Source organism: Enterobacter sp. MF024 (assembly GCF_005843915.1).
In the GTDB taxonomy this organism is placed as follows: Bacteria; Pseudomonadota; Gammaproteobacteria; order Enterobacterales; family Enterobacteriaceae; genus Enterobacter; species Enterobacter barmai.
The window spans coordinates 781987-796564 of the sequence record NZ_VCBB01000001.1 but is presented as its reverse complement, the minus strand read 5'-3'; the positions used below and the strand labels follow the sequence as shown (position 1 = coordinate 796564).

At 54.3% G+C, this 14578-nt stretch carries 16 protein-coding genes; 11 read left to right on the top strand and 5 right to left on the bottom strand.

Annotated features, from left to right (window positions below):
• Positions 1-12: 12 nt before the first annotated feature.
• Complete coding sequence (gene dsbG, locus FFB58_RS03955) at positions 13-744, top strand: thiol:disulfide interchange protein DsbG (protein ID WP_286172535.1); 732 nt, start codon at positions 13-15, stop codon at positions 742-744.
• A gap of 168 nt (positions 745-912) precedes the next feature.
• Positions 913-2175, top strand: a complete 1263-nt coding sequence (locus FFB58_RS03950) for a Y-family DNA polymerase (protein ID WP_138369076.1) — start codon at positions 913-915, stop codon at positions 2173-2175.
• Between the two features lie 432 nt (positions 2176-2607).
• Here FFB58_RS03950 and FFB58_RS03945 read toward each other — a convergent pair whose 3' ends face one another.
• On the bottom strand, positions 2608-3285 hold the full coding sequence (locus tag FFB58_RS03945; RefSeq protein WP_138369075.1) for an SOS response-associated peptidase: 678 nt from the start codon (positions 3283-3285) through the stop codon (positions 2608-2610).
• A 196-nt stretch (positions 3286-3481) separates the two neighbouring features.
• On the opposite strand from FFB58_RS03945, the gene FFB58_RS03940 reads away from it, so the two are divergent.
• From FFB58_RS03940 to FFB58_RS03925, 4 genes are all read left to right on the top strand, one after another.
• Positions 3482-4960: a DUF1254 domain-containing protein gene (locus tag FFB58_RS03940; protein ID WP_138369074.1), complete on the top strand. Its 1479-nt coding sequence runs from the start codon at positions 3482-3484 to the stop codon at positions 4958-4960.
• A gap of 14 nt (positions 4961-4974) precedes the next feature.
• A complete protein-coding gene (locus tag FFB58_RS03935; RefSeq protein ID WP_138369247.1) occupies positions 4975-6438 on the top strand; it encodes a DUF1254 domain-containing protein in 1464 nt (487 codons plus the stop codon).
• A gap of 59 nt (positions 6439-6497) precedes the next feature.
• Positions 6498-6980 (top strand): glutathione peroxidase, encoded by a 483-nt coding sequence (locus FFB58_RS03930; RefSeq protein ID WP_138369073.1) that lies wholly within the window; start codon positions 6498-6500, stop codon positions 6978-6980.
• 104 nt (positions 6981-7084) lie between these two features.
• On the top strand, positions 7085-7978 hold the full coding sequence (locus tag FFB58_RS03925; protein WP_138369072.1) for a siderophore-interacting protein: 894 nt from the start codon (positions 7085-7087) through the stop codon (positions 7976-7978).
• 36 nt (positions 7979-8014) lie between these two features.
• Here the strand turns inward: FFB58_RS03925 and FFB58_RS03920 are convergent, their stop codons facing one another.
• From FFB58_RS03920 to FFB58_RS03905, 4 genes are all read right to left on the bottom strand, one after another.
• Positions 8015-9046: a methionine synthase gene (locus tag FFB58_RS03920; protein ID WP_138369071.1), complete on the bottom strand. Its 1032-nt coding sequence runs from the start codon at positions 9044-9046 to the stop codon at positions 8015-8017.
• Positions 9047-9073: 27 nt separating this feature from the next.
• On the bottom strand, positions 9074-10057 hold the full coding sequence (locus FFB58_RS03915; protein ID WP_138369070.1) for a DUF1852 domain-containing protein: 984 nt from the start codon (positions 10055-10057) through the stop codon (positions 9074-9076).
• A gap of 163 nt (positions 10058-10220) precedes the next feature.
• A complete protein-coding gene (locus tag FFB58_RS03910) occupies positions 10221-10991 on the bottom strand; it encodes a hypothetical protein (RefSeq protein WP_039028616.1) in 771 nt (256 codons plus the stop codon).
• Between the two features lies 1 nt (position 10992).
• Positions 10993-11190, bottom strand: a complete 198-nt coding sequence (locus FFB58_RS03905) for a hypothetical protein (RefSeq protein WP_039028617.1) — start codon at positions 11188-11190, stop codon at positions 10993-10995.
• A gap of 173 nt (positions 11191-11363) precedes the next feature.
• On the opposite strand from FFB58_RS03905, the gene FFB58_RS03900 reads away from it, so the two are divergent.
• The 5 genes from FFB58_RS03900 to FFB58_RS03880 all read left to right on the top strand — a co-directional run bounded on the left by FFB58_RS03900 (position 11364) and on the right by FFB58_RS03880 (position 14566).
• On the top strand, positions 11364-12749 hold the full coding sequence (locus FFB58_RS03900) for an FAD-binding oxidoreductase (protein ID WP_138369069.1): 1386 nt from the start codon (positions 11364-11366) through the stop codon (positions 12747-12749).
• Between the two features lie 431 nt (positions 12750-13180).
• Complete coding sequence (ycgZ, locus tag FFB58_RS03895) at positions 13181-13420, top strand: regulatory protein YcgZ (protein ID WP_039028619.1); 240 nt, start codon at positions 13181-13183, stop codon at positions 13418-13420.
• Between the two features lie 47 nt (positions 13421-13467).
• Positions 13468-13767: a hypothetical protein gene (locus FFB58_RS03890; protein WP_052246150.1), complete on the top strand. Its 300-nt coding sequence runs from the start codon at positions 13468-13470 to the stop codon at positions 13765-13767.
• A 16-nt stretch (positions 13768-13783) separates the two neighbouring features.
• The gene (locus tag FFB58_RS03885; RefSeq protein ID WP_039028620.1) at positions 13784-14062 is read left to right on the top strand and encodes a biofilm development regulator YmgB/AriR family protein; all 279 of its coding nucleotides are present in this window, start codon (positions 13784-13786) and stop codon (positions 14060-14062) included.
• A 228-nt stretch (positions 14063-14290) separates the two neighbouring features.
• Entirely contained in the window at positions 14291-14566 is a 276-nt protein-coding gene (locus FFB58_RS03880; RefSeq protein WP_039028624.1) for a metal/formaldehyde-sensitive transcriptional repressor, read from the top strand.
• Positions 14567-14578 lie beyond the last annotated feature (12 nt).

The window sequence follows — 14578 nt, the reverse complement described above, 5'->3', positions numbered from 1 at the left end:
CTGTCCCTGTTGATGTTGACCTTAAGCTTCAGCGCCCTGGCGCAGACCGCTGATTTGCCCGAACCCATTAAACACGTCCAGAAACAGGGCATTGAAATTATTAAACCGTTCAGCGCCCCCGGCGGGGTGGAAGGGTGGCTGGGGAAATATCAGGACATGGGCGTCACGCTCTATCTCACCCCGGATAAAAAGCACGTTATTTCAGGCTATATGTACGATGCCGAGGGCAATAACCTGAGCGAGAAGGTCATCAACGATGAGATCTATATTCCTGCCGGGCGCGAAATGTGGAAACAGCTCACCGCCGCGCCGGGGATCGCAGAAGGTAGCGCGGGCGCGAAGTGTCAGGTGGTGGTCTTCTCCGATCCCTTCTGCCCGTACTGCAACAAGTTCTGGCATCAGGCCCAGCCTTATCTCAAGGATAAAAGTATCAGCACCAAAACCCTGCTGGTGGGCGTGATCCGCCCGGACAGCGCCCAGTATGCGGCGGCGATCCTCTCCGCCAGCGATCCGGCTAAAGTGTGGCATGACCTCGAAAGCAGTGACGGGAAAACGAAACCGGCGCTGAAAAGTAACACGCCGCCAGCGGTGTTTAAGCAGATCCAGCAGAATCAGCAATTGATGGAGCAACTCGGAGCCAGCGGTACGCCTGCCATTTATTACCTGAATAAAGATCGCGCCCTGCAGCAGATCGTCGGTTTGCCTGACGCTAAGCAGATGGCCGATCTGGTGGCCTGCAAATAAGCCTCTTCGGTTATTAACCTGAACCATAGTCTCAGCCGTTGTGCCGGTAAGCATCTTGATTTGTTCGCAAAATCATTGATACTGTATATATATACAGTTAAACGGATTTGAGACTATGCCACCCATCTACCCACGCGTTACCGCGCCCGTAAAAGGGCGCAAATAACCATGTTTGCGCTTGTCGACGTGAACAGCTTTTATGCCTCGTGCGAGACGGTGTTTCGCCCGGACCTGAAGGGAAGGCCGGTGGTGGTGCTGTCGAATAACGATGGCTGCGTGATTGCCCGCAGCGCCGAGGCGAAAGGGCTGGTGACGATGGGGGCGCCGTATTTCAAACAGAAAGAGATTTTCCGCCGCCACGGCATTGTCGCCTTCAGCAGTAATTACGAGCTGTACGCCGATATGAGCAATCGGGTGATGACCACCCTGGAGGAGATGGCTCCGCGGGTTGAGATCTACTCGATTGATGAGGCTTTTTGCGATCTCACCGGGGTCAGCAACTGCTGCAATCTGGAGGCCTTTGGCCGCGAAATTCGCCAGACGGTGCTGCAACATACGCACCTGACCGTCGGGGTGGGTATTGCGCCCACCAAAACCCTCGCCAAGCTGGCCAACTTCGCGGCAAAAAAATGGCAGCGGCAGACCGGCGGCGTGGTGGATTTATCCCGCGTTGAGCGTCAGCGCAAGCTGATGGCGGCGCTGCCCGTCGGCGAGGTGTGGGGTATCGGGCGGCGGATGAGCAAAAAGCTGGAGGCGATGGGCATTCATACCGTGCTGGCGCTGGCGGACACCCCCACGGCCCTGATCCGCAAACATTTCAGCGTGGTGCTGGAGCGCACCGTACGCGAGCTGCGCGGTGAATCCTGTCTGGGGTTTGAAGAGTATGCCCCGCACAAGCAGGAGATTATCTGCTCCCGCTCGTTCGGCGAAAAAGTGACGGATTACGAGGCAATGCGCCAGGCCATCTGCAGCTATGCCGCCCGCGCCGCCGAGAAACTGCGGGCTGAACACCAGTACTGCCGGTTTATTTCAGCCTTCGTGAAAACGTCGCCGTTTGCGCTGAACGAGCCTTATTACGGTAATAGCGCCTCAACCAAACTGCTGACGCCAACGGAAGACAGCCGGGATATTATTGAAGCGGCGACACACTGTCTGGATATTATCTGGAGAGAAGGGCTGCGCTATCAGAAAGCCGGCGTCATGCTGGGGGATTTTTTCAGTTCTGGCGTCGCGCAGCTGAATCTGTTTGATGAAAATCCGCCCCGGCGCAACAGCGCAGAGTTAATGGCGCTTATCGATAAACTTAATGAACAAGGGCGCGGAACCATCTGGTTTGCCGGGCAGGGAATAGAGCAGAAATGGCAAATGAAAAGGGAAATGTTATCCCCGCGATATACCACGCGTTTTTCTGACTTTCTTCGGGTCAGATAAATCTCTTTCACTAAAATAGTGCAAAGGATAAAAGTAATTATTTGTCAGATAAGGAAGATATATCCCTGGGCGATTAAGAATTGCGCTATAGTGGTGACTCTATTCACCTGCCCGGAGGGGCTATTCCCAACATAAAATTTGAGTGCCCGGTTTGCACAAGCAAGAGGTTTCGTTTTACCTCTTTTTGCCCCACGCAAACCCAACCTCATGGTGCTGTTTGTTCCGTCTGCGGAACCCGACTCACCGCACACTCATGCGTGCCGCTTCCCAAAAGGAGACGCTGGCCAAAACAGGTGGTTTAGGTGTTAAAGGGGAGGGTTAATTCTGGCCCTCCTGAATTATTATTTTACCGCTACGCTGGTGATGAATGTATATTTGCTGGCGCTTCGTTATTTCTGCAAATAATCATTATTAATAAAATCGGGTTTTATTTTACGGCTCACTTATTTTATTGATCAATTCTGGCCCCTGATTTTTTACATTCCCCACCGCCCGCGTGACGGCATGCCAGTGGAATTCATCTGCGGGTACCGCGCCCGTCCGGGCGATCTCTTCAGCCTCTTTGCCGCTCACCGTTTCGCGCAGCCATTCGCGTGCTGACTTCGGCGTCAGCACCAGCGGTCGCCGGTCGTGGATATCCACCAGCCCTTTATCTGCCGCGGCGGTCACGATCAGGAACCCTTCCGCAGTATCCCCGCGCTCAAACGGGGTGCTGCCGATCGCCGCCATAAAAATGGGCTGTCCGTCGGCGCGCGCGATAAAGTAAGGCTGCTTTTTGTCTCCCTCTTTTTTCCACTCGAACCAGCCGTCGGCAAAGACAATCGCCCGACCGTGGTTCCACAGCGGCTTAAACATCCGGCTGCTGGCGGCAGTTTCCAGACGGGCGTTGATCAGCGGCGGCTTATCCCACCAGCCAGGGGCGTAGCCCCAGAACACCGGGTCGAGATGCAACAGATCGTCGCGCTCGCTGAGCAGCAATACTTTGGTGCCAGGCGCGACGTTATAGCGCCCGATGGGTTCCGGGTCGTAGAGGATGTCGCACTCCGCTTCATCCGCAAGAAAGGCAAGATACTCTTCCCGGGTCTGCGCCTGGGCGAAACGTCCGCACATAATTACCTCCGAGGGTTTTCTTAAGTATAGGTTGTGTATTTCCCGGATTTTAAATAGCTCAAAACACTATTCATTTTGCAAAACCAACTATCCTTTCTAAGAACATTCTGTCTCGTTTGTTTTATGCCAAAAGTCATCACCGATCGTATGTAAGTCGTTCATTTCGCTTTTACTACTCTTATATCGGGATACACCTATGAAACGCCGAATAGTTACTTCTGCCGTTTTGCTGTCACTCGCTTTAGCCCAACCCGCAATGGCCGCCGACGCGCCGCTTTCCCCCCTGATGAAGCAACTGAATAACGGTAACTGGTTACCGGAGCAGGAAGCGCAGTCATTAAGCGACGAACTCTATTATCAGGATGCGGTTCAGGCCTACATCCAGACCCTGCCGCTGCTGAATACCATTGGCCTGCGCGATGGCTCTGAAGCTGCGTTTGGTAAAGGCTATAACGTCCTGCCGATCTGGAAAGAGCGGATGGACAGCCGGGCGGTGGTGCCTACGCCTAACGGGGATGTGATCTATTCCATGAGTTATCTGGATCTGAAGGAGACGGGGCCGCTGGTGATCAAAGCGCCACCGAACGTCATCGGGATGTTTACCGACTTCTTCCAGAAAACCATTACCGACGTGGGGGCCATCGGGCCAGACCGCGCCCGGGGTGGCCTCTATTTACTTCTGCCGCCGGATTACGACGGTCCTGTGCCGCAGGGGTATTACGCCTTTAAATCCTCAACCTATAACGTCTTCCTCTTCTTCAGAACCATCATGGGGAAAGGTGAAGGCAAACCCGATCCGCTCCCGGCGGTGAAAAATGCCGAAACCACCCGCGTCTATCCCCTCTGGGATGTGGAAAAGGACGTGAAGCCGATGCAGTTCCCGGATGCCAGCGGGAAGCGGGTGAACATGGTTTATCCCACCGACGCCAGCTACTGGCAAAAGCTGAAAACCTTTGTGGATTATGAACCGCTGACCGCGATCCCGGATGCCACCCGCAGCGCGCTGCTCAGCATCGGCATTGTGAAGGGCAAGCCGTTCACCCCGACGGCCAAACAGCAGGAGCTACTGAACAAAGCCGTGGAAACCGCGCCGCGCATGATCCTCGCGCGTCGTCAGGTGGGGCGTGATGACCAGCGTCAGCTCTATTACAAAGACCGTCAGTGGGAGACCTCCTGGGCGGGTGCTACCGCAGAGTGGATGCAGTACGGCACCCTTGATGCCAACCAGCGCGCGGCCTTCTTCCAGATTGCGTACTCCAGCGCGGCGGCAATGGTGATGCATACCACCGGTGCGGGTTCCAAATATCCGTTTGCCACCAAAGACGGGTCCGGCAAGTTCCTGAACGGCAGCAATACCTATAAGTTGCACCTGCCGCCAAACCTACCTGCGGCGCTGTTCTGGGCCGTGACTGCCTACAATATTACCGACGGCACCATGCCGGAAACCGATCAGCTGTTACCGTCCACCAACGGCTATTACAACATCCCGAAAAACAACGATGGCTCTATCGACCTCTGGTTCGGCCCGAATAAACCGGACGGTGTGGAAGATAGCGCCTTTATCAAAACCGTTCCTGACCGTAATTTCCTCGTGGCGCTGCGTCTGTATGGCACCGAAGACGGATTCTACGATCAAACATGGATCCCGGATGACCTGGTCCAGACAAACCAATAAAGGTGAATGACGTGATGAAAATAAAGTATCTGGCACTGTTTACAACTCTGGCGCTTAGCGCGGGCGCGTTCGCCCAGACCGAACCGCTCACCATTCCTCATGCCACCCAGTTCGATCAGCTCACGCAGCCGTCGGCGGATGTCACCATGCCGGAGAGCTATGTCAAAGCCATCGCGCAGCAGGCCTATATCTGGGGCTGGCCGATGGTGAATCAGTTTAACCGTCGGGAAACCATCACCAAAGCGCCTTACCCGGCGCTGAACGGCGGCATGGTGCCGGTAGCGCCGATGGGCCAGCTCAGCATGCTGACGGACTACATCAAGCCGGAGGAGACCTTCGTTACCTGTCCAAACCAGGACGTGGCCTACGGGCTGGGCTTCTTCGAACTGGATAAAGAGCCGATTGTGATCCAGGTTCCCGATTTCGGCGAACGCTTCTGGGTGTACGCCATTTACGATGCCCGCACCAATCAGATTGGTAACGTCGGTAAACCTTACGCCACCAAACCCGGTTTTTATCTGCTTGTCGGGCCCAACTGGAAAGGGGAAACCCCGCAGGGCATTAACGGTGTGATTCAGTCCTCCACCGAAATGGCCAACGTTATTCCTCGCGTCCAGATGGATGACACCCCGGAAGACCGGGCGGCGATCCAGGCCCCGATCAAAGAGATTATGACCTACCCGCTTAGTCAGTTTGACGGCAAAATGAAATCCTTCGAATACTCGAAAATCCCGGCCATCGGCGATAAACCGGATGCCAGCGCGGGCGAGACGCGCTGGGTTATTCCGGAGAAATTCTTCGACCAGTTCGCCAATGTGCTGGAAAAAGTGCCGCCGCTGCCTGGCGAAGAGGCCATGTACGCCCAGTACCGTCACCTTGTCGAGGCTGGCAAGAAAAACCCGGAAATCCGCAAATGGATGGATGCTGCCGCCGTAGAGACGGATAAAACCGTCATTGCTGATTTCTTTAAGTGGAAGAACAACGGCGTACCGGCGGGCAACGGCTGGAACCGTTCAAAAAACAACGCCGAGTTTGGGGTGGACTACTACAACCGTACCGGCACCTCAAAATCAAACATGTTCGATAACAAACCGAACGAAACCCAGTATTTCTACACCGATAACGATGCTGCGGGCACCCAGCTCTCTGGAGACCATGACTACACGGTGACCTTCGCGAAAGGCGAACTGCCGCCGGTGAAAGGGTTCTGGTCATTAACGCTCTATAACAGTAAGCATCTGTTCAGCCCTAACGAGCTGAACCGCTTCTCGCTGGGGACCAAAAACAAAAACCTGAAGTACAACGATGACGGCTCCCTGACGCTGTATGTCAGCAAAACCCGCCCATCAGATGATAAAGTGAATAACTGGCTTCCGGCGCCTGACGGCAATCTGTCCCTCTACATTCGCGCGTACTGGGGTGAACAGCCGATTCTGGATGGCACCTGGCAGCCGCCTAAAATTGAAACGGTGAAGTAAGTTTTTCTGTGGGCACCTTGTCAGTGGCAGGGTGCCATCATGATTTTGAGGTTTTTTGGATGACGAATTTTCATCAACTTTCTGCCACCCGTCTGAGTGGCGAGCCCATCTCCATGGCCGACTATGCGGGTAAAGTCGTTCTGGTGGTCAACACGGCCAGCCAGTGCGGCTTCACCCCACAATATGCAGGTCTTGAAACGCTCTATAAAAAGTACGCCTCTCAGGGGCTGGTGGTGCTGGGTTTTCCCTGCAACCAGTTCGGCAAACAGGAACCCGGCGGGGCTGATGACATCGCCCGGACCTGCCACATCAACTACGGCGTGAGCTTCCCGATGTTCGAGAAAGTCGAGGTCAACGGCGCGGCTGCGCACCCGCTGTTTCGTTACCTGAAGGACGCATTGCCCGGCGTGCTGGGCGGGCGGATCAAGTGGAACTTCACGAAATTCCTGATCGGACGCGACGGCAAGCCGATCAAGCGTTTTGCGCCGATAACCACCCCGGAGAAGATGGAAGCCGCTATCGTGGCTGCCCTGGAAAAGTAAGGTTTTGATTCGCAGTACTCCGCACTTAATAAGCGTTCTCATTATCATTTTCGTTTGTTACCATCGGCACATCACAAATTCACGACGCGCGTTAAGGTGAAGGTATGTCGGCTGTGCAGAGTTATCGCTTATTCAACGTAAAACTGGCGCGAAAAGAGGTGCTTTCGCCCTCTATGCTGCGCTGCGTGTTCCGGGGTGACGACGTGCGCCATATGAAATCAGACGCACCGGATCAGCGCATTAAACTGCTTTTCCCGTCGCTGAACGGCACGCCATTGGCATTGACGCCCGAAGGCTCCTGGTGGGAGCAAATCAAGTCTCTGCCGGAAGCGATACGGCCGATCCTGCGCACCTACACGCTACGTCGGGTGAACGTCGAGGCCTGCGAGATGGAGGTGGAGTTTGTCATGCACGGCACCGAAGGTCCGGCGTCTGCCTGGGCAACAGGGGCACAACCGGGCGATGACCTTCAGATCGTCGCGCCCAACCGTGACTATCCCGAAGACAGCGGGGGCTACGAGTGGGATCCCCATCCTCAGGCAGAACAGGGTCTGATTATTGCCGATGAAACGGCCTGGCCTGCGGTAAAAGGGATCCTGGAGCAACTTGCTCAGCGTGATACGCCCCCGCAGGTACAGGTGTTTATCGAAGTGCCGAAGCAGGGCGACTGTATCGATCTCAGCGCCTATGACTTTGCGGAAGTGCACTGGCGGGCGCGCGAGGTGACCGGGGCCTGCCACGGTGAAGCCCTGCTACAGGCCGTCAAACAGCACGTGAAGCTGCCGGAGTATGCCCTGACCCGGAGTCAGGAGGTGCGGGAAGAGGCCGAAGGAGAACTGCTGTGGGATCGCGCGCAAAGCGATAATCGGTTCCACGGCTGGGTGGCGGCGGAATCCAGCGCGGTGAAGCATCTGCGACGCTATCTGAGCGGGGAACGAAACCTGTCGAAGGAGACAATCAGCTTTATGGCCTACTGGGCTCGCGGCCGCCGTTTGTAATCAGCCGGGCGCGCCTCGCGAGCCCGGCCTGAACGCTTATTTCCCCGCCAGTTCCCTGCGGATAATCTCCGCTCCGGCGCTTAATGCGTTGAGCTTACCGTTCGCCACCTCACGGGATAACGGCGCCATCCCACAGTTGGTGGAAGGGTAGAGTTTGTCGGCATCGACGAACTGCAGCGCCTTGCGCAGCGTAGCGGCCACCTCTTCTGGCGTCTCGACGGTGCTGGTTGCCACGTCGATGGCCCCGACCATCACCTTTTTGCCGCGGATCAGCTCCAGCAGATCCATCGGCACGCGGGAGTTGTGGCACTCCAGCGAGATAATATCGATATTCGAGGTCTGCAGTTTTGGGAACGCCTCTTCGTACTGGCGCCACTCTGAGCCCAGCGTCTTCTTCCAGTCGGTATTGGCTTTAATGCCGTATCCGTAGCAGATGTGCACCGCCGTTTCGCATTTCAGCCCTTCGATGGCGCGCTCCAGGGCGGCGATCCCCCAGTCATTCACCTCATCAAAGAAGACGTTAAAGGCAGGTTCGTCGAACTGAATAATATCGACCCCGGCCGCTTCCAGTTCTCTGGCTTCCTGGTTGAGAATTTTTGCGAACTCCCAGGCCAGTTTTTCGCGGCTTTTGTAGTGGTTGTCGTAAAGGGTGTCGATCATGGTCATCGGGCCCGGCAGCGCCCATTTGATCGGCTGAGTGGTGAGCTGACGTAAGTACTTCGCATCGTCAACAAACACCGGCTTCTGGCGGGAGACGGCACCCACGACGGTCGGCACGCTCGCGTCATAGCGGTTACGGATTTTCACCACTTCGCGTTTCTCAAAATCGACGCCGCAGAGGTGCTCGATAAAGGTGGTGACGAAGTGCTGGCGGGTCTGTTCACCGTCGCTGACGATATCAATCCCGGCCCGCAGCTGATCGTCCAGAGAGAGACGCAGCGCATCCTGTTTCCCGGCAAGTAATTCCTCGTTCTGCAATTTCCACGGCGACCAGAGGGTCTCCGGTTGTGCCAGCCAGGACGGTTTCGGCAGGCTGCCGGCCGTGGAGGTGGGGAGCAATGTTTTCATAACAGGTGACCTTATCGTTTTAATTAATCAAAGCGCGCAGTGAGCAGACCATTGCTCAAGAATATTTTTGTACGGCTTGATGAAATGTTTCTCGGTAAATTTTCCCTGCTCAATCGCCAGTTGGCTACGCTCTTCGCGATCGTAAACAATCTTGGTCAGGGAGTGATCCAGGTTCGTCAGGCTGGGCTGGTAATAGTGCCCGGCGACCGAGTTGGCGTTGTAAATCTCAGGACGATAGATTTTCTGGAAAGTCTCCATGGTGCTGATAGTGCCGATCAGTTCCAGGAAGGTGTAGTCGCTCAGCAAATCGCCGGAGAAGAAAAATGCCAGCGGCGCGGCGCTGTCTGGCGGCATAAAATAGCGAACCTGGAGGCCCATCTTTTTGAAATAGGCCTCCGTCAGTGAGGTGCCTTCCTGCTGGTACTCAATGCCTAAAACCGGATGCACATTGCCAATACGCTGGTAGCTGTTTTTGTTGGAGACGCTCAGGCAGATCACGGGCGGTTTGCTGAAGTTAGCTTTATATTCCGCAGAATTAACGAAGTGCTTAAAGATGTTGCCGTGCAGTTCGCCAAAGTTATCCGGAATGCTGAATTCAGGCTGGTTTTTATTGTGATCGGGCAGCAGTACGCTGAAATCATAATCCCGGACATAGGACGAGAAGTTATTCCCGACGATCCCTTCGATACGCTCATTGGTTTTTTTATCAATGATATTGGTTTTTAAAATTTCAATCGCCGGGAAGGTGGTGGCATTGTCTTCACCTGCGATATTCATCTCAACGGAGATAATGTCCAGTTCGACGGAATAACGATCGCCTTTCGGGTTGTCCCAGTGCGCTAAGGTGTTGAAGCGATTATCCATCATCACCAGGGTGTTGCGCAGGTTCTGCTGACGGTTATCGCCGCGGGCCAGATTGGCAAAATTAGTGGTGATGCGCGTGTTTTCCGAAGGATTGTAATTCTCATCGAAACGGCTGCGCTTAATGGTAAAGGTGAAATCGTTATTCATGGTGACGTTTCCAGGCTCTGGCATAAAGCGTGACGCTGTTGCGAAATCACCCTTTATGTTGCTCATACGTTAATATGAGTAACGTTATGCCAGAGCCAGGAGGGGAGTGAAAGCGACTAAATTTCACTGCAACATGAGCCATCTTCATGATCGTGAAAAAAATTCACTCTGCACTCTCCGCGTGCCGTTCCAGATCCAGCGAACTGGCGCTGGCAGGATCGAAAAGTGAAAGACTTTCAATTTGGTCCAGCATGATCACCTTGCGGAAAGCCATCGCGCTTTTGGGCTGTGAATCGAGCGTAATATCGTGGTCGGCGTACCATTTGCTGTAGTTATGCTCAATGCACAGGCTCAGCGTTTTGCCGTCGCGATAGCCGCTCAGCATCGGGATCAGCACGATATTGGCGGTTTTTTCATATTCCAGGGTCGCGGTATGGATCATGCCGATATAGATCCGCCGCGATTTCAGCGTCACCAGCGCCAGCTCGCCTTCTTCCATACACTGATAGAGCAGCTGTTCAATACCGCTGGCCTGTGACAGGCGCTTGTAAAGCTGCTTGCGGCCTTCGCCGTCCAGCCTGGCGCTGCCCGCCCAGTTCGAACGGTAGAGGCAAAACAGAATGGCGAAGGCCAGCATCACCACTACCGGTGCCTGAATCCCCAGAAAGCTCCAGTTCATAAAGTCCATTTGCCAGTTGGCGTAGTCCTGCGAGGCAAAGTGGAAAGTATTGGCGGCCCAGGAGGCGGCGAGGAGCACCAGCCACACCAGGCCGGTGGCAAGCACGCCCTGCAATACGAAGATGCAGCCGTAGAGCGCCACGAGAAAATAGACGTCCCAGCCAAAGGATCGCTTGATTTTAAAGCGGGTGGAGAGATCGCGGCTGGTGTACCAGTACCCGGAAACCATCAGCACCATAAAGATCGCCGTTCCCATCTCAGGCCCTCTTCAACGCGTTAACATGGCGCAGAAAGTCCTCACGTACCTCCCGGCTTTTGAAGTTGACCGAGGCGTTACCATCCTGATCGATAATAATGCGATCCCCGTCCTCCACGGCTTCAATAATTTCCTGTTGGCTCATTACCTGTAGCAGCGACTCGGGGCTGGAGAAAATCGACGTAAACAGACGCCTCATGGCGTGGGCTCCTTAAAAGTAAAAAGCCTAAGTCTGGTAGGGAAATAGAGATGTTGCCTTAAGGTTATGCTGAAAAGCACCGGGGGAGGCCCGGCTTGCTACCCCATTTTTAACGCCCGACGCTCTCAAACCTACCATAATTAGTAGGGTTAAACAGAGCAGGGGGAACAATCATGAAGGCGTTATCAAAGGCTGAAATCGATGAGTTCAGAGCGCATTTTCAGGGGAAGATACTCTTTCCTGAAGATGACGATTACCACGAGGTGCGTCAGATCTGGAATGCCATGATCGACCGCAAGCCCGCGCTCATCGTTCGCTGCACATCCACCGAGGACGTAGTGCAAGCCATCCAGTTTGGACGCGAGCAACATCTTCTCATCTCAATCCGGGGAGGAGGGCACAACATCGCGGGCAATGCCGTCTGTGACGACGGTCTGATGATCGACCTTTCGCTGATGAAGCGGGTAGAGGTGGATCTGAACACCCGCCGGGCCACCGTCGAGCCCGGCTGCACGCTGGGTGATTTTGATGCGGCGGCACAGGCGCATGGGCTTGCCACGCCGCTGGGCATTAATTCCACCACCGGGGTGGCCGGCCTGACTCTGGGGGGCGGGTTTGGCTGGCTGAGCCGCAAGTACGGCATGACCATCGACAATCTGCTCTCGGCGGAAGTTGTTACGGCAGATGGCCGTCTGCTGCATGCCAGCGGATCCGAAAACGCGGATCTCTTCTGGGGACTGCGGGGCGGCGGGGGCAATTTTGGCGTGGTAACGCGCTTTGAATTCCAGCTGCACCCCGTCGGGCCGGACGTGCTGAGCGGGCTGATCGTTTTTCCGTTCGATCAAGCGAGGTCCGTGATATCACAGTTTGCCCGCTTCACCCAGACGATGCCGGAAGAGCTGAACGTCTGGATGGTCACCCGCAAGGCGCCGCCGCTGCCTTTCCTGCCTGAAGAGGCGCACGGGAAGGAGATGGTGGCGCTCGCTCTGTGCTATGTGGGGCATCCCGAAATGGGCGAGCAACTCATTGCGCCGCTGCGCGGGTTCGGCACGGCAATCGGCGAGCACATCGGCGTAATGCCCTACGTCGCCTGGCAGCAGGCCTTCGATCCGCTGCTGGCAAAAGGGGCGCGTAACTACTGGAAATCGCACAACTTCGTGCAAATCAGCGAGGGCGTCATTGATGCCATCGTCGACTACGCCGCCAGACTGCCGTCACCTCATTGCGAGATCTTCATTGGCACCATTGGCGGCCATACGACCCAGGTTGCGCCCGAGGCGATGGCCTACTCAAGCCGGGATGCAAACTACGTCATGAACGTGCACGGGCGCTGGGAAACCGCCGAAGAGGATGAACGCTGCGTCGCCTGGGCCCGGGAGTTCTTCGCCAAAACCCAGCCTTTCGCCAGCAGCGGAGCCTATATCAACTTCCTCACCCAGGAGGAGACCGACCGTATCGCCTTTGCCTACGGCGCAACCTGGGATCGGCTGGTGGAACTGAAAAGTAAGTACGATCCGATGAATCTGTTCCGGATGAATCAGAATATCAAGCCGGTGTAAGGCCGGGATTGCGCCTGATGACCGTATGCAGTGAAAAACTGGGGTAGCTAAACGTCAGGCGCAGCCCTGGAAAATTTTCTCCTTTCCCAGGGCGTATCTGAACATGCCAGAAGTTGTACAGCCTTTGTGTCGAAATGAGCGGTCCGCAGAGCGGCTTACGATCTGCTGAAAGCTCTGATTACAGGCAGGGAGAGATGCTTGATGGGTAATACTTAAGTTTTATTAATGAAAGACTTACGCAAGAAAGTTTTGTAAATTTTTGAACGCCTGACAATTTTAAGTGCTTGTTAACACGCTGTTATTTGTAAAGATAACTTAGCTGGCTAATTAAAATCGCAAAAACTTGTACAGTCGCCATGTACAACTACTGAGGTTTAGTATATTTTTAACATCAGTTTAACCCCTAACCTAAATGTCAATCCGGAGCACCTATGCGAGGCAACAGTTCGCGCCAAAGTTCAGCTGAGGCAATCACCGCCTATTTTAATAAAGCCAGTATGCGTAGCCAGCAGGAGACCCTGGGCTTGATTGTCGGTGAGATCCTGAATGAGGGACGTAATCTAAGCCGTCTTGCTATCTGTACCAGGTTATTACGCCGGGTAGAACAGACGGAAGATGAAGAAGAAATTGCCCATTACAATCAGCTGATCGCTCTGTTTTTTGAACGATAAAGAATGTTAGCACATCTGTGGCTTAAAGCAGGCACGTGAGAACAGTTATGCACAGAACGAAATCTGAAAGACTGAGAGACGATCTTATTGGCGAAGCTGTGTTGTTAATTTTAAAAGACAACGGTCCAATAAATTTTAAGACGCTGGCAGTCAAACTGAAAATTATGGCCAGCATGGAGCGTGACGCTGAAAGAAGAAGCGCGCTCTCTGCGGCCGCAGTCGAGGTTGAGCAAAAGGTTAAATCCAGTAGTCGCGTACACCCAGAAGCCAGAAAAAATTGTCTTATCAACAGCATGCACCATCTCATGGTGAATACTGCACAGCATAAATACGATAAAAAACATTAACCTTAGAGTGAAAAATATGAATACTGCGACTTCTCTGCATACACAGCATTTCAATGCACTTCAGGATCAGGCGCTGGCAACTTACTTCCGTTCAGCTGGAAGTTCCTTGTCCGTTGAGGCTGCCGTTTTAGGTTCAGCGATAAGATGTATTATTCTCAGCGGAGATAACCTTACCAATAAGCAAATTATTCTGCAGTTGATTTACGCCCTTGAACAAACATCCGATCAAGAGGCTGCCGAAGTCATCCGCAATACGCTCGAAATAGTTGTTGGTTTCACGCGGGATGATATTTAAGCATCGCTTATGCCTGACGGGTTTCACTCATAAGTTGCTTAATAGCGATCACGCATAATACTGCCTACGCCGACTGCCCTTAACCAGGGCAGCAATTTCTCCTGTATTCTCATCAAACCTTTCCCATCCAGACTTTCGCGTTCCCCCAAAACATCTTTGGACATTCCCGTTTGCAGGTCTGTATAAAATAAAATAGTATACCCCCCTACAGTATCCAGGAGCCCTCCGATGCCACATTCACCTGAAGACAAAAAACGTGTCCTGACGCGCGTGCGCCGCATTCGCGGGCAGGTCGATGCCCTGGAGCGGGCGCTTGAATCCGGCGAGCCTTGCCTCTCTATCCTGCAGCAGATCGCCGCAGTGCGCGGCGCCGCAAACGGCCTGATGGGCGAGATGGTTGAAATTCACCTCAAAGATGAGCTGGTGGCGGGCGAGACCACTGCCGATCAGCGGGCCGTCAGAATGGCGGAAGTCGGCCATTTGCTGCGCTCTTATCTAAAATAAAAACCTGACATC